Here is a 14,651-nt window from a genome sequence, read left to right as displayed (position 1 = left end):
CCTATGAGCACCGAAGTCAAAGTCCCCACGCTGGGCGAAAGCGTCACCGAAGCGACGATCGGCGAATGGCTGAAGAAACCCGGCGAGGCGGTCGCTCTCGACGAGCCGATCGCGAGCCTCGAAACCGACAAGGTCGCGGTCGAAGTGCCTTCGCCGGTCGCCGGCGTGATGGGCCAGCAACTCGTCGCGGTCGGCGATACGGTGAATGTCGGCGCTGCGATTGCGACGATTGAGGCGGGCGGCGCTGCCGCTGTCCCGGCGCCTGCCGCTACCGCTGCCGCGCCTGCTCCCGCACCGGCCAAGGCTGAGGCCGCCGCTCCGGCGCCCGCCGCGACCGCGGCATCGGCTGGCGAAGCGGTTGACACCGTCACGACCATGTCGCCCGCCGTCCGCCGCCTCGTGCTCGAACATGGCGTCGACCCGACGAAGATCCAGGGCAGCGGCAAGGACGGCCGCCTGACCAAGGAAGATGTGCTCGCCGCCGCCAGCGCGGCGCCTGCTGCTGCCCCCGCACCCGCTGCCGCGCCGTCGGCACCTGCCGCCGCTGCGCCGGGCCGCCAGGAAGAGCGCGTCAAGATGACCCGCATGCGCCAGACGATCGCCAAGCGGCTGAAGTCGGCGCAGGACACCGCGGCGATGCTCACGACATTCAACGACGTCGACATGTCGGCGGTGATGGCGACGCGCGAAAAATACCGCGACAGCTTCGAAAAGAAGCATGGCGTGCGCCTCGGCTTCATGAGCTTCTTCACCAAGGCGGTTGCGCTCGCCGCGCACGACATTCCGGCGGTCAACGCGCGGATCGACGGCGACGAGATCGTCTATCACAATTATCTCGACGTCTCCGTCGCGGTCAGTGCGCCGAACGGCTTGGTCGTGCCTGTCGTCCGCAACGCGGATAGCATGTCGTTTGCCGACATCGAAAAGGCGATCGCCGACCTCGGCAAGCGCGCCAAGGACGGCACGCTGACGATGGACGACATGACCGGCGGCACCTTCACCATCTCGAACGGCGGCGTGTTCGGCGGGTTGATGTCGACTCCGATCATCAACCCGCCGCAGTCGGCGGTGCTCGGCCTCCACCGCATCGAGGATCGCCCGGTCGTGCGCGACGGCGAAATCGTGATCCGTCCGATGATGTATATCGCGATGAGCTACGACCATCGTCTGATCGACGGGCGCGAAGCGGTGACCTTCCTCAAGACGATCAAGGAAGCGATCGAGGATCCGACGCGCATCCTGATCGACCTCTAAAGATATTTCTCCCCGTCCCCCCGTGGGGTGAAAGGAACGATAATGGCTGATTACGACTACGACGTCCTTGTCATCGGTGCCGGTCCCGGCGGTTATGTCGCGGCGATCCGCGCCGCGCAGCTTGGCCTCAAGACCGCATGCGCCGAAGGGCGCGAGACGCTAGGCGGCACCTGCCTCAACGTCGGCTGTATCCCGTCGAAGGCAATGCTCCACGCGTCCGAATATTTCGAGGCTGCGGCGGGCGGTGCGATGGCGGCGATGGGCATCAAGGTGAAGCCCGAACTCGATCTCGGCACCATGCATGGCCAGCGCAAGGATGCGGTGAAGGGTCTGACCGGCGGCATCGAATTTTTGTTCAAGAAGAACAAGGTCGACTGGCTGAAGGGCTATGCCCAGTTCACGTCGAAGGACAGCGTCGAAGTCGCGGGCAAGACCTATCGCGCCAAGAATATCATCATCGCGACCGGATCGTCGGTGACCCCGCTTCCCGGTGTCGAAGTCGATAACGACAAGCAGATCATCGTCGATTCGACCGGCGCGCTTGAACTCGCAAAGGTCCCCGGCCATATGGTCGTGATCGGCGGCGGCGTGATCGGGCTCGAACTCGGCAGCGTGTGGCGCCGCCTCGGCGCGAAGGTCACCGTCGTCGAATTCCTCGACCAGATCCTGCCCGGCATGGACGGCGACGTCCGCAAGGAAGCGAACAAGATCCTCAAGAAGCAGGGCATGGAATTCAAGCTCAAGACCAAGGTCACTTCGGCTGCGGTCAAGGGCAAGAAGGCCGTGCTGACGCTCGAACCCGCCGCCGGCGGCGATGCCGAGACACTCGAAGCCGATGTCGTCCTCGTCTCGATCGGGCGTCGCCCGAACACCGACGGCCTCGCCCTCGACAAGGCGGGCCTCGCGGTCAACCAGCGCGGCCAGATCGAGACCGACCATGATTTTGCAACGCCGGTCCCCGGCATCTGGGCGATCGGCGACGTCGTCCCGGGCCCGATGCTCGCGCACAAGGCCGAGGACGAAGGCATCGCTTGTGCTGAGAATATCGCGGGGCTGACCGGCATCGTGAACCACGACGTCATCCCGTCGGTCGTCTACACTTGGCCCGAAATCGCCGGCGTCGGCCTGACCGAAGAACAGGCGAAGGAAAAGGGCGAGGTCAAGGTCGGCAAATTCCCGATGATGGCGAACAGCCGCGCCAAGACCAACCACGAGCCGGACGGTTTCGTCAAGGTCGTTGCGGATGCGAAAAGCGACCGCGTGCTCGGCGTGTGGTGCATCGCGAGCGTCGCGGGCACGATGATCGCGCAGGCCGCGCAGGCGATGGAATTCGGCGCCACGTCCGAAGACATCGCTTACACCTGCCACGCGCACCCGACGCACAGCGAGGCGATCAAGGAAGCCGCGATGGCGGTGACGGGCAAGCCGATACACATCTGACACGGATAAAATTGGGGGAGAGTATGATGGCGAAGCACGGGCTCTGGGCAGCGGCTTCGCTGACCCTCTCCCTCATGGCAACCAGCGCGCAGGCGGCGCCCGACCTCGGCGCCGCCCAGACGCGGCTGAGCGCGTTGCTCGACACAAATTATCCGGCGCTCGAGGCGCTTTACAAGGATCTGCACCAGCATCCCGAACTCGGGATGCAGGAGGTCCGCACCGCGGGTATCCTGGCAAAGCATCTGCGCAGCGCGGGCTTCACCGTCACCGAAAAGGTCGGCGGCACCGGCATCGTCGGCGTGCTCAAGAACGGCGAGGGGCCGACGATCCTCGTGCGCGCCGACATGGATGCGCTGCCGATGGAGGAAAAGACCGGGCTCGCATGGGCGAGCAAGGCGCGCGCGACCTATGAGGGCAAGGATGTGCCCGTCATGCACGCGTGCGGGCACGACACGCATGTCGCCTATCTGGTCGGGGTCGCGCAGGCCTTGAGCGCGATGCGCGATAGCTGGTCGGGCACCGTAGTTCTGATCGGCCAGCCCGCCGAAGAACCGCTCAGCGGTGCGCGGGCGATGCTCGACGACGGGCTGTTCAAACGCTTCCCGAAGCCCGATTTCGGCTTTGCCGCGCACGTCACCAATCTTCCCGCCGGCGTCGTCGCGATCAAGGCGGGGCCGTCCTCTTCGGCTTCGGACAGCTATGCGATCACCTTCCACGGCCGCGGCGGTCACGGCTCGATGCCCGCGGCGACGATCGACCCGATCCCGATCGCCGCGCGCTTCGTCACCGATACGCAGGTCGTGATCAGCCGCGAGAAAGACCCGGCGGCGTTCGGCGTCCTGACGATCGGTGCGATCAATGCGGGCAGCGCGCCCAACATCATCCCCGACAGCGCCGAGGTGAAGGTCAACCTGCGCTCACAATCGCCCGACGTGCGAAAATTGCTTCAGGACGGCACCGCGCGCGTCGCCAAGTCGGCGGCCGCGATGGGCGGGGCACCCGAGCCGACGATCCGCTATCTCGGCGGCACCGGCATCATGATGAACGACGCGGCGATGGCGAAAGCCGCGGTCGCGGCCCTGACGCCCGCATTCGGCAAGGGACTGGTCTTCGCGCCCGAAAGCGCAACGCCGATGTCGGGAAGCGAGGATTATTCCGAATTTGTCGATGCGGGCGTGCCGTCGCTTTTCTTCGGCATCGGCGGTTACGATCCCGCGGTGCTCGCCGACCTCAAGGCGAAGGGCGAACCCGCACCGACGAACCACTCGCCCTTCTTCGCGCCGAAGGCCGAACCGGCGATCCGCAACGCCGTGACCGCAATCATGTTGTCGATCATCGGCGGCGTGCGCCCGGCGGCGAAATAGGGCTTCAGCCGGCCATCATCACCTGCCACCGGCGCCGCGCGTCGGTGGTCCACACGCCTTCGGGCGACGGGTAGAAATCGGGAAAGACTTTCGCATCGGCGGGCAGGACCACCCACGGCTGCTTGCTGCGCGTGAAGATATGCACGTCGGGCGGGTATCGGTCGGGGGCGTCGAGCGTCCCGACACGGACGAAGGAAGAACGGCGGCCCGAGAGGGGATAGTGGCTCCACAGCGCGACCCGGCACGTCGGACAGCGGATGATCTCCTGCCCCTGGCCGCTTTCGGAAGGGGTCATCACATATTCGAACGCGCCTTCGACCTCGATCCGCTCGCTCTCGATCACCGCGTTGACGACAAAGGCGCTGCCGGTCTCGCGCTGGCACCAGCGGCAATGACAGCAGTGGACGATCATCGGCGCCGCGGTCATCCGGTAACGAACCGCACCGCAAGTGCATCGGCCTTCCATCGCTGCTTCCTCTCCATTGTGCCGTATCGCGGGCGATGATAGCTCCGCGCGCAATGGATACACAAACGCTCGTTCGCCTGCTCGATCTGGTCGGCATCGGCGTCTTTGCGCTGTCGGGCGCGCTGATGGCGGTGCGGCTGCGCCAGACGCTCGTGACCGCCGCCTTCTTTGCGCTGGTGACCGGCGTTGGCGGCGGCAGCGTGCGCGACCTGTTGATCGGGGCGCCGGTGTTCTGGGTGCAGGACGGTGCGATCGCGGCGGTGTGCATCGCGATCGCGCTGATCGTCTGGATCACGCCCGAACGCTGGTGGCAGGGGCAGTTGCTCGAATGGGCCGACGCGGTGGGACTTGCCGCCTATGCCGTGTTCGGGACAGCCAAGGCGATGGCATGGGGCGTCCCGCCCGCGCCGGCATTGTTGATGGGCGTCATCACGGGCTGCGTCGGCGGCACGATCCGCGATATCCTCGCCGGCGTCCCCTCGATCATCGTCCGGCCCGAAATCTATGTCACCGCGGCGGCGCTCGCGTCGGGGCTGTTCCTGATCCTGCTGTGGCTTGGCGCGGGGACGCCGGTCGCGGCGGTGACCGGGGCGGTCGCGGGTTTCATCCTGCGCGGGGCGGCGATCCGCTGGTCGCTCGCGCTCCCCGCGTACCGCGATCCCAAGGCTTAGGCTTGCCAAATCGCGAATCTGTGGCAGGTTCGCCTTATGAACAATGATGTCAGCATGATCGCCCGTCGGGTGCGGGGCCAGGCCGACGCCTTGCCCGAGCTGTTCGGCCGCTTCGATTTCGACAAGGCGCCCGAACGCTGGGCGCCCGAGGCCGATGCGGTGAGCGAGCTCAGCCGCGTCCGCAGCATCGATCGTACCGACTATCTGGACGATCCCGACCTGCTCGGCCGCATTCGCGAATATACGATGCTCGGCGACCGGGCGGGCGATGCCTATGCCGCGCTGATGCCGCGCTACGGTTTCCAGCGCACCGTCGCGATGCTGGTCGATGCGTGCGACAAGGGCATCGAAGCGGTTGCAGACGCACCACCCGAGCTGGTCGCGCTGATCCGCGAAATGGAACAGAAGCCCGACTGGCTCGACATGGGGCTGGTCGAGGAGGGCGCCGCCTATGAGCGCAACGCGACCGCGAACCTCTCGCCCTTCCTGATCCGCGGCGCGTTCATCGCGACCTTCCTCAACAAATATTCGGCGCTGCCAATGGCGCTGACCGGCACGCTCGGTCATGCGACCGCGGCGCGGCGGGTGAAGGAAACCGCGACCTTCTTCGCGACGACTGCGCTCCCCGGCGCGCTCGACCGTTATGGTGCGGGCTTCAAGGCGGCGGCGATGGTGCGGCTGATGCACTCGATGGTGCGCATCAATGTGCTGTCGCGCCCCGGCATGTGGGACGCCGACACCTATGGCATGCCGATCCCGCAGCTCGACCAGATGCCCGCCGGGCTGATCCCGGTCTATTTCCTGTCGCAGGAGGTGCTGGCGAAGGGTCGCACCAGCTTTACCCGGCTCGAACGCGGGCGCGTCGAGCTCGCGCGTTATCGCTGTTACCTGCTCGGGCTGCCCGAGGATCTGCTCGCCGACACGCCGCAGGAGATCGTGCGCATCTGGCGCACGCGCAGCGCGACGCTGCGCTACGAATATGACGACCAGGTCTGCGGCGGGCTGCTGCGCGCGACGATGGATGCCGAACTGTCGAAGGATCGCTCGCCGAAGGGACAGGTGAAGCGCCGTCTCGAATATTCGGTCAGCCGCGTCTTCTTCGTCAAAGCCTTCCTTGCCGGCGACGAGGAGCGCGCAGCGAATGTCGGCGTGCCTGTGCGGCGCCGCGATCACCTGATTTATGGCGCGACGATGCTCGGCATCGCGGGGCGCATGGCGGCGTACCGCATCGCCTCACGCATGCCGCTCATTCGCCACCTCGCCGATCGCCGCCTCGTGCATCGGATCGAGCGCCAGCTGGCCGAATATGGTCGCGCCGAATTCACATCCGACGCCGCGCATTACAGGCCTGCAACGGCGAGCTAGCGTTTCGAACCAAAGGATTTTCATGCAGACAGAGCAGGCGGCCGTTAACGGCATCAGCATCACCTATGAGGACAAGGGACCGCGCGATGCGCCGGTGATCCTGCTGGTCATGGGGCTCGGCGGTCAGTTGACGCTCTGGCCCGACGAGTTCGTCGATGCGCTGAACGCGCGCGGCTTTCGTACCATCCGCTACGACAATCGCGACGTCGGCCTGTCGACGCGTTTCGAGGCGGCGGGCATTCCCAATGTGAAATGGATGATCGTCAAGTCGGTGATCGGCCTGCCGGTGCGTCCCGCCTATACGCTTGCCGACATGGCCGCCGACGGCATCGGCCTGCTCGACCATCTCGGCATCGACCGCGCGCATGTCGTCGGCGTGTCGATGGGGGGCATGATCGCGCAGCATATCGCGGCGCGCTACCCCGAGCGGGTGCTGTCGCTGACCTCGGTGATGTCGACGACGGGTAACCGCCGCCTGCCGCGCGCGCAGAAGGAGGCGATGCGCGTGCTCGCGAACCGGCCGATGAGCGGCGACAAGGAGGCGCTGATCGCCTATTCGGTCAATGCCGCGCGGGTGATCGGCAGCCCCGGCTACCCATCCGCCGAAGACCGGCTGCAGCGCCGCGTGCGCGCCGACTTCGAGCGCGGGTGGTATCCGCAGGGCGTCGCGCGCCAGATGGCGGCGATCGTCGCTGATGGCGACCGGCGTCCGATGCTGAAGGACATCGAGGCGCCGACGCTCGTCATCCACGGCGAGGACGATCCGCTCGTGCCGCTGCCCGGCGGGCGCGACACGGCGGACAATATCGCGGGCGCGCAGTTGCTGACGATCCCCGGCATGGGGCACGACCTGCCGCTGGCGCTCGTCGACAGGCTGGCCGATGCGATTGCGGAGCATGCGAAAGCGGTTGCGGTCGCGGCCTGACTCTCCCCTCCCGCTTGCGGGAGGGGTCGGGGGTGGGCAGCAACCTTGCAGTTGCCCACCCCGCTGCGACTAGCGAGCAAGCTCGCTAGTCTCGTTGCCCCTCCCGTGAACGGGAGGGGATTACTTCAGCAACAAGGCCAGCGTCGCAAAGAAACCATTTGCCTCGGCCTGGCCCGGCCGCGGGACGGCGGGCAGATAGGCGCGGCAGTCGAGGCATGATGCCTGCACCGATCCCGCCTGCGTCAGCATCGTCAGATCCTGTACGAGACGCCGCTCGGTGAGCTGGCGGTTCATCGCCGCGATGCCGAACCAGCCACGCGGGAGCGCTGCCGTTTCTTCCTCGGCGCCCGACCAGCTTGCGAGCATCTTTGAAAATTCGCTCGGTTCGTCCTCGAAATATTTGGCGTGGAACTCGCCGTCGACCTTGGCAAGCTTCGCCGCCGCCTTCATCGCATCGGGCAGCCCGCCGAACTGGTCGACTAGGCCGATCTGGCGTGCGGTACCGCCCGCCCAGACCCGGCCTTCGGCGATCGGCAATATCTTGTCGAGCGGTTGCTTGCGGCTCTTGGCGACGAGGCCGGTGAAGCGCGCGTAGATGTCCTCCACGCTCGCCTGCGCCAGCGCGTTGAATTCGTCGTTCACGCCGCCGAACACGTCGGGCTGACCCGATAGCGGGGTGGTCGCGATCCCGTCGGCGTTGACGCCGATCTTGGCGAGCGCCTGATCGAAGCTCGGCAGTATGCCGAACACGCCGATCGAGCCGGTGATCGTCTCGGGCTCGGCAAAGATGCGGTCGGCAGGGGTCGAGACCCAATAGCCGCCCGACGCCGCGACATTCGCCATCGACACGACGATCGGCAGCTTCTTCGCCTTGGCGGCGAGCAAAGCCTGGCGGATTTCTTCGGATGCGAGCACCGATCCGCCGGGTGAGTCGACGCGCAGGACGATTGCCTTGACCCCGCTGTCGGCGGCGGCGTCGAGGATATGCTGCGCGACGGTCTCGCCGCCCGCGACGCCGCTCGGCGCCTCGCCGTCGACGATTTCGCCGACGATCGGGACGACCGCGATTGCGCTGCCGTTCGTTGCGGGCGGATTTGCGGCGACCCAGTTTTCGAGCGGGATCGCATTATATTCCCAAGGGCGGCTGTCGTCGGCCGTGCCGCTGATCTCGGCGACGCGGCGGTCGAACGCCATGCGGCTGCCGACCTTGTCGATCAGCCCGGCGTCGAGCGAGGCCTTGGACAGATCGTTGCCCGCGGCCTTTACCGCGCCCGATGTGTCGGCGATGAACGCATCGACCTTGGCAGCAGGGCGCGCTTTCCTGACGTCGGTCAGCCAGTTTTCCCAGAGGACGCTGGCATAGGCGAGGTCGGCTTCTTTTGCCTCGGGCGACTGGTCGCTACGCAGGAAAGGCTCGACCGCGCTCTTGAAAGTGCCGACGCGGTAGATGTGCGCGGTGACGCCCAGACGGTCCATCAAGCCCTTGTAATAGAGGCGCGAACCGCCCGGCCCGGCGATCGCGACGCCGCCGACGCCGTCGGCCCAGATTTCGCTCGCGTGCGAGGCGACCTGATAGCTGTCGGTAGTATAGGCGGTGGCGAAGGCGAGCACGGGCTTTTTCTTCGCGCGCACCTTGTCGACCGCAGCGCCGATCTCGGCGAGCGAGACCTGCCCGCCGCCGAGGAAGCGGTCGAGATCGAGCACGACCGAGGTTATGCGATCGTCGCCGGCGGCGACTTCGAGCGCGTGGACGACGTCGCGGACGCGAACTTCCTTGAGCTGGGCGCCGCCCGAGAGCGCCGCGAACGGGTCGACTTCGGCGGGCTGTTCGCTGACGATCCCATCGAGCTGGATGACGAGCGCACCCTTGCTGACCGGCAGGCCCGCATTGGGGCGCCCGGCGAGCAGGCCGAACAGCGCGACGAAGAAGAGGAGCAGGAAGATGAGCGCGAGCGCATCCTTGATCCCGACGAGCAGGTTCCAGACCTTGCGCGGAAAGCTGGTCGACGATTTGGGCTTGTCGTCGCCGGGCAGGGGGCGACGGACGGGGATGGCCCAGGGGCCGGCGGGATCGTTGGGTGTGTTCGCGGTGCTGTCGGTCATGCGGGCGAATCTAGGGACACGCCTCGCCCTTGGCAATGCACGCTTCGACGGGCGAACGGTGCAGCCATACAGGCGAAGTCACAGCCAGCCCTCGCGGCGGTACCAGCGCACCGTTTCGGCCAGCGCCTCGTCGGTGCCCAGTTCGGGGCGCCATAGTGCGGCGGGCGGGCATTTGCCCACGGTCGCGACCCAGTCGGGGTGCGCGATATAGCGCGCGCGGTCGGGGGTGAGCTTGGCGCGGCCGCGGCGCACGAGCGTGTCGAGCCGCCCGCCGGCGCGGAGGAGCAGCGTCGGCGTGGCGAGCGTCGAAAGACGCTGGCGTCCGACCGCACGCGCGACGGCGCGGGCGAAGCCGCGGTGCGACCAGCCCGTCGGTTTTCCGTCGTCGGGCTCGTAAATCTGGCCGATGCTGACGGTGCGGTCGGCGGCGAGCGTGACGAGCAGGCGCGCGAGTTCGTCGACGTAGATCGCCGACATGCGCCCGCTCGGCACCAGTGCGATGCCGCGCCGCGCCATGCGGAACAGGTCGAGCATTTCGGTATCGCCGGGGCCGAAGACCGCGGGCGGGCGGACGATCGTCCAGTCAAGTCCGCTTGCCATGACGACGGCCTCGGCGCGTTCCTTCGACCAGCCATAGTTGGATAGGCCGGGTTCTCGTGCCGCGAGCGAGGAGACGTGGACGAAGCGGGTCACGCCGGCGCCGCGCGCGGCATCGACGACATTGGCGGTTGCGGTCGCATTGCCCGCTTCGAAGGCGGCGCGGGTGGGCACGTTGACGACACCCGCGATATGCATGACGACATCGGCGCCGGTCGCCATCTCCGCCAGGCTGTCCTTGTCGTCGAGCGCGCCCGCGATCCACGTCACGCCGTCGCGCTCGGGCTGCGGACGGCGGGTGAGCGCGCGGATCTGCCAGCCCGCCGTGACCGCCTGCCGCATCGCTGCGCCGCCGACGAAGCCGGTCGCGCCGGTCATCGCGAGGGTGGGCGGGGTCAGAGCAGCACCATATGATCGCGGTGGACCATCGCGCTTCTGGGGGCATAGCCGAGCGCGGCTTCCTGCGCCTCACGGCCGAGGCCGACGATGTTCGCGGCGTCGGCGCCCGGATATTCGGAGAGGCCGCGCGCGATGACGCGTCCGTCCGGACCGGCGATGTCGAGGATATCGCCGCGCGCGAAGCTGCCGCTGACCGCGGTCACGCCCGCGGCGAGCAGGCTTGCGCCGCCTTGCAGCGCCTTCGCCGCGCCCGCATCGATTTCGACCCGGCCCTTCGCGGTGAGCCCGCCCGCGAGCCACGCCTTGCGCGCGCTCGCGCCCTTTTCGGCGACGAACAGGCTGTGCCGCGCGGCGGTCGACAGCGGCCGGTCGATGCGACCTGACGCGATGGCGAGATGCGCGCCCGCGGCATTGGCGATGCGCGCCGCGGCGATTTTCGACACCATGCCGCCCGATCCCATGCCCGACGCCGAACCGGTGTCGGCCATCGCCTCGATCGCCGCGTCGATCCGCTCGATGCGCGCGACATGGACGGCGTCGTCCTGCGCCGGGTTGCGGTCGTAAAGCCCGTCGATGTCGGAGAGCAGGATCACGCCGCCCGCCGCCGCGGCCTGCGCGACGCGCGCGGCGAGGCGGTCGTTGTCGCCAAAGCGGATTTCCTCGGTCGCGACGCTGTCGTTCTCATTGATGATCGGTACGACGCCGAGGCTGAGCAGCCGGTCGAGCGTCGCTGCGGCATTAAGGTAGCGGCGGCGATGCTCGAGGTCGTCCAGCGTCACGAGCATCTGCGCCGCGGTCAGCCCTTCGGCGCCGAGCACTTCGGCCCAGACCTGGCTCAGCGCGATCTGCCCGGTGGCGGCGGCCGCCTGCGCATCCTCCAGCGTCCCGCGTCCGCCTTTTGCGAGCCCGAGGCGCCGCGCGCCGAGCGCGATTGCGCCGGACGACACGACCGCGACCTGCTGGCCGGCGCGCCTCCGCTCTCCGATATCGGCGGCGATCCCGGCAAGCCAGTCGCGCCGGACCGCGCCCGACGGATCGACGAGCAGCGCCGATCCGATCTTGACGATCAGGCGGGGGCAGGAAAGGGGCGGAAACAGGCTCATGGCGCCGCCGATAGCGCGATGCGCGCGTTCCGCCAATGCGAATGTCCCGGCGATCGACGCCGCTGCGAGGTGGGACGGAAGTTGACGAAGTTGACGCTCCTCGCGCGCGAGGAGCGAAGGGCGGAGGAGTGCGTGGAAGGGGAGGGCGGCGTCATGGAGGCAGGCTAGTCCGGCCCGATTTCGTAGGACAGCGTTTTTCGACGGCGCGGAATGGGCGGTTTTGGGGTGGAAAGCTGTCGTTGCTCTCCTCCACTTCCGTCATCCCGGGCTTGACCCGGGATCCCGCTTTTTGGGGCGTCGACCGGCCTTCGGCATCAAGCGGGACCCCGGATCAAGTCGAACGAGCCACGTGTCCCGTTCGAGGGTGACGGGGAAAGACACATCCTCCCTGTCGCGAAGCGATGGGGAGGTGGCAGTGCGAAGCACTGACGGAGGGGCCTATGGCGCACCGTCGTGGCCCCTCCACCACCGCCTGCGGCGGCGGTCCCCCTCCCCATGGCTTCGCCACAGGGAGGATTTAATGGCAGCTTTCGGTCGAACCAGCCAACCGAGAAAGGCCGCCTTCGCAGGGTCGTGTCGAGAGGCTTGCTCGTTCGGTGGAGCCGACGGAGCAGGCTCCGGAAGGAGCGAACGTTCCGCGCAGGTGGACGCGAATAGCTCAGGCTTTGCATTTTCCGTTCCAAGCGGCCCCAATCCCGACCGCGATATTGCCGATACGCCGAATGGCCGCAGCCGGTCCATCGCCCAAAAAAATGAAGTCCGCCGGCAAGCCGACGGACTTCAAGAGAGCAAGATGGCCTTGGTTCCACCTTCCTCGGGTCGCAGGTCATTCATGACCGATTCGGACGCTTGTTTCGCTACCCACCTGGGTAGGGAGCGGATTTTTTTCATTTTGTCGCATTGCGCTTGCCATTGCGGTTCGGCTCCCCTCAAATGCCGGGGCTGCGTATCTTCTGTGGGGAGAAGTGCATGCAGGGCGAACAGCGACCGGCCTTTCCGACCGACCATAATGCGCCGGCCGAATGGGAGGTGCTCAACGCGCTGATCGGCGAAATCTATGATTCCGTCCTTCATCCCGAAAGCTGGAACGAGACCCTTGCCCGCATCACCGGCACGCTTTGCCCGCTGAACTGGGACGCGGCTTTCATCCTCTGGGAAAGCAGCAATCCGCCGAGCGCACGCTTTGTCGCGGCGAGCGGCCTCGCCGCCGGTGTGCAGGAAATCTATTCGGCGGTTTACGCCGGCAACCATCCGTGGTCGCGCAAGCTGATGCGCTATGGTAATGGCAGCGTTGTCGACAGTTTCGACATCATGACGCGCGCGGAGTTCGCCGAAACCGAATTTTTCCGCAATTTCCTGCAACCATGGGGCATCGACCGGCTGGTCGCGGTGCTGCTCGACCGACGCGAGGGCGAGCGGCTCGGACTGATGCTACCGGGCCCGGGCGACCGCGACGTCGAACGGTTGAAGCGCGGTCTGCGCGTGCTGGCGCCGCATATGCAGCGCGCGATGCGGATCAGCGACCGGATCGCGACGCTCGACCTTGCCGCTGGCGCCGCGCGGGCGGCGGCCGACGCCGCGCCCTTCGCGATCTTCAGCCTCGACGATCAGCTGGGCATCCTCGCCGCGAACGCCCGCGCCGCGCGTTACGAACGCGCGGGGTTCATCCGCACCGCGCAGGATCGTTTCGCCTTCACCCATCCGCCGAGCCAGAAACAGCTGCTCGATCTCGTCAGACGCCCCGATCCCGCCGGCCTTGCCTTTCAGACCGTCGCGCCTTCGGGCAAGGAATGCCCGGTGCTCGTCGCGCGGGTGACGCGGCAGTCGGCGCAGCAACTCGGCGGCGTCCGCCTTGGCGCCTCGTTGATCGTCACGCTCGGCAGCGCGCCGGGCGAAACCCCGGTGGTCGAGATCGACCGCGTCGCGCAATGGTTCGGGCTGACCCCGGCCGAAGCGCGCCTCGCCGTCGCGCTGGCCGCAGGCGATACGCTGCGCGATTACGCCGCGCTTCGCGCCGTCAGCCTCAACGCGGTGCGCTTCCTTTTGAAAGGCATTTTTCGCAAGACCGGAGCGGGGAGCCAGGCGCAGCTCGTGGCGCTGCTCGCGCGGCTGCCGGCACCGGGTGAAGTTTAGGGTCGCCGGTTCAGCGGCCGCCGCCGAAGGTGTAGCTGAGCGCGATACCCCCCGAAGGCTGGCTGCGTGATCCGAGCTGGCGTGTGACGGGCGAGTCGGCGGCATCGCCGACGAGCCGGTCGTAGCGGCCGTAGACCGCGATGCCCCAATTCCGGCCGAGCATGCGGTGATAGCCGGCGGTGACGCCGACCGACTGGACGCCGCCGCCGGGATCATAGGCGGGCAGGCCCGATGTGGCGGCTGCGGCGGGGTCCACGCCGAAATAGGCGCGGTGATATTTGGCGTCGCCGAGCGTGACGCGCGGGCCGATCGAGAAGAGCCAGTCGTCGCCCTGACGCGCGATATAGTCGGCGCTGATTTCGCCGGCCCAGCCCTTGTGACCGCTGAGGCCCTTGCGTCCTTCGACGCGAACGCGGAGCGAAGGCGTCAGATAAGCCTGCGCAAAGGCGCCTGCTTCGACTGTGAAGCCGACTTTGGGCAGGTCGGCGCCGATGTCGGACGCCTTGCGCTTGCCGATGAAGCCGAGCGCGGGGCCGAAGGCGAAATTGCCCGTATGGACGAGTGGCTGGCCGAAGCTTTCATCGGGCGCCTCATATTCGAACTCGCTGTCGCGGGTGCGCGTGACGTCGATATAGGGGCCGACGCTGAACTTGTCCGCGCCCGGCCACGATGGCGAAAGCTGCGGGCCGAGGATGACGCGCGTGCGCTTTCCGACATTTTCGTCGCCTTCCTGCGCATTCGCCGGGGCGGCGGCCGCGGCGAGCGCGACGAGGAGCAGGGCGTGAAGCGGCTTGCGTTCGGTCATGCGAAATCCTTGTTGTTCCGCATGAA

12 protein-coding genes are annotated in these 14,651 nt (G+C 67.3%); 7 read left to right on the top strand and 5 right to left on the bottom strand.

Translation table 11 applies throughout. The annotated features are described in order from the left end of the window. Nucleotides 1–3: 3 nt before the first annotated feature. Genes odhB through E5675_RS17325 form a run of 3 tightly spaced genes read left to right on the top strand, consistent with a single transcriptional unit; the run spans nt 4 to nt 4,058 of the window. Nucleotides 4–1,254: a 2-oxoglutarate dehydrogenase complex dihydrolipoyllysine-residue succinyltransferase gene (odhB, locus tag E5675_RS17335; protein WP_136175594.1), complete on the top strand. Its 1,251-nt coding sequence runs from the start codon at nt 4–6 to the stop codon at nt 1,252–1,254. Nucleotides 1,255–1,296: 42 nt separating this feature from the next. Continuing rightward, the gene (gene lpdA / locus E5675_RS17330; RefSeq protein WP_136175593.1) at nt 1,297–2,694 is read left to right on the top strand and encodes a dihydrolipoyl dehydrogenase; all 1,398 of its coding nucleotides are present in this window, start codon (nt 1,297–1,299) and stop codon (nt 2,692–2,694) included. Between the two features lie 23 nt (nt 2,695–2,717). Next, nucleotides 2,718–4,058 carry an amidohydrolase gene (locus tag E5675_RS17325; protein WP_247594669.1) on the top strand — a complete coding sequence of 447 codons (1,341 nt, stop codon included), beginning with the start codon at nt 2,718–2,720 and terminating at the stop codon, nt 4,056–4,058. A gap of 4 nt (nt 4,059–4,062) precedes the next feature. Here the strand turns inward: E5675_RS17325 and E5675_RS17320 are convergent, their stop codons facing one another. Beyond that, a complete protein-coding gene (locus E5675_RS17320; RefSeq protein WP_136175592.1) occupies nt 4,063–4,524 on the bottom strand; it encodes a GFA family protein in 462 nt (153 codons plus the stop codon). A 53-nt stretch (nt 4,525–4,577) separates the two neighbouring features. Here E5675_RS17320 and E5675_RS17315 point away from each other — a divergent pair, with 53 nt between their 5' ends. Genes E5675_RS17315 through E5675_RS17305 form a run of 3 tightly spaced genes read left to right on the top strand, consistent with a single transcriptional unit; the run spans nt 4,578 to nt 7,485 of the window. Further along, on the top strand, nt 4,578–5,195 hold the full coding sequence (locus E5675_RS17315; protein WP_136175591.1) for a trimeric intracellular cation channel family protein: 618 nt from the start codon (nt 4,578–4,580) through the stop codon (nt 5,193–5,195). Between the two features lie 54 nt (nt 5,196–5,249). Further along, nucleotides 5,250–6,560, top strand: coding sequence for an oxygenase MpaB family protein (locus E5675_RS17310; RefSeq protein WP_210727555.1), 1,311 nt, complete (start codon nt 5,250–5,252; stop codon nt 6,558–6,560). A gap of 22 nt (nt 6,561–6,582) precedes the next feature. Continuing rightward, nucleotides 6,583–7,485 carry an alpha/beta fold hydrolase gene (locus E5675_RS17305; protein WP_136175589.1) on the top strand — a complete coding sequence of 301 codons (903 nt, stop codon included), beginning with the start codon at nt 6,583–6,585 and terminating at the stop codon, nt 7,483–7,485. A gap of 120 nt (nt 7,486–7,605) precedes the next feature. On the opposite strand, the gene sppA is transcribed toward E5675_RS17305, so the two are convergent. The 3 genes from sppA to proB form a co-directional block, all read right to left on the bottom strand. Beyond that, nucleotides 7,606–9,588, bottom strand: a complete 1,983-nt coding sequence (sppA, locus tag E5675_RS17300; RefSeq protein ID WP_136175588.1) for a signal peptide peptidase SppA — start codon at nt 9,586–9,588, stop codon at nt 7,606–7,608. A 78-nt stretch (nt 9,589–9,666) separates the two neighbouring features. Next, nucleotides 9,667–10,563, bottom strand: a complete 897-nt coding sequence (locus tag E5675_RS17295) for an NAD(P)H-binding protein (protein ID WP_136175587.1) — start codon at nt 10,561–10,563, stop codon at nt 9,667–9,669. Between the two features lie 17 nt (nt 10,564–10,580). Further along, entirely contained in the window at nt 10,581–11,687 is a 1,107-nt protein-coding gene (gene proB / locus E5675_RS17290) for a glutamate 5-kinase (RefSeq protein WP_136175586.1), read from the bottom strand. 969 nt (nt 11,688–12,656) lie between these two features. On the opposite strand from proB, the gene E5675_RS17285 reads away from it, so the two are divergent. Continuing rightward, entirely contained in the window at nt 12,657–13,820 is a 1,164-nt protein-coding gene (locus E5675_RS17285; protein ID WP_136175585.1) for a helix-turn-helix transcriptional regulator, read from the top strand. A gap of 10 nt (nt 13,821–13,830) precedes the next feature. On the opposite strand, the gene E5675_RS17280 is transcribed toward E5675_RS17285, so the two are convergent. Next, a complete protein-coding gene (locus E5675_RS17280) occupies nt 13,831–14,625 on the bottom strand; it encodes a MipA/OmpV family protein (RefSeq protein ID WP_136175584.1) in 795 nt (264 codons plus the stop codon). Nucleotides 14,626–14,651: the final 26 nt, after the last annotated feature.

This window comes from Sphingopyxis sp. PAMC25046 (assembly GCF_004795895.1).
Lineage (GTDB): Bacteria > Pseudomonadota > Alphaproteobacteria > Sphingomonadales > Sphingomonadaceae > Sphingopyxis.
The sequence above is the reverse complement of the archived record's forward strand: the minus strand, read 5'-3'. Positions and strand labels throughout refer to the sequence as shown.

What these genes read in the sequence shown, in the direction of transcription:
- E5675_RS17305 (WP_136175589.1), top strand. Translation starts at nt 6,583, where the DNA reads ATGCAGACAGAGCAGGCGGCCGTTAACGGCATCAGCATCACCTATGAG.
- lpdA (WP_136175593.1), top strand. Translation starts at nt 1,297, where the DNA reads ATGGCTGATTACGACTACGACGTCCTTGTCATCGGTGCCGGTCCCGGC.
- E5675_RS17320 (WP_136175592.1), bottom strand. Translation starts at nt 4,524, where the DNA reads ATGGAAGGCCGATGCACTTGCGGTGCGGTTCGTTACCGGATGACCGCG.
- odhB (WP_136175594.1), top strand. Translation starts at nt 4, where the DNA reads ATGAGCACCGAAGTCAAAGTCCCCACGCTGGGCGAAAGCGTCACCGAA.
- sppA (WP_136175588.1), bottom strand. Translation starts at nt 9,588, where the DNA reads ATGACCGACAGCACCGCGAACACACCCAACGATCCCGCCGGCCCCTGG.
- proB (WP_136175586.1), bottom strand. Translation starts at nt 11,687, where the DNA reads ATGAGCCTGTTTCCGCCCCTTTCCTGCCCCCGCCTGATCGTCAAGATC.
- E5675_RS17310 (WP_210727555.1), top strand. Translation starts at nt 5,250, where the DNA reads ATGATCGCCCGTCGGGTGCGGGGCCAGGCCGACGCCTTGCCCGAGCTG.
- E5675_RS17295 (WP_136175587.1), bottom strand. Translation starts at nt 10,563, where the DNA reads ATGACCGGCGCGACCGGCTTCGTCGGCGGCGCAGCGATGCGGCAGGCG.
- E5675_RS17280 (WP_136175584.1), bottom strand. Translation starts at nt 14,625, where the DNA reads ATGACCGAACGCAAGCCGCTTCACGCCCTGCTCCTCGTCGCGCTCGCC.
- E5675_RS17325 (WP_247594669.1), top strand. Translation starts at nt 2,718, where the DNA reads ATGATGGCGAAGCACGGGCTCTGGGCAGCGGCTTCGCTGACCCTCTCC.
- E5675_RS17315 (WP_136175591.1), top strand. Translation starts at nt 4,578, where the DNA reads ATGGATACACAAACGCTCGTTCGCCTGCTCGATCTGGTCGGCATCGGC.
- E5675_RS17285 (WP_136175585.1), top strand. Translation starts at nt 12,657, where the DNA reads ATGCAGGGCGAACAGCGACCGGCCTTTCCGACCGACCATAATGCGCCG.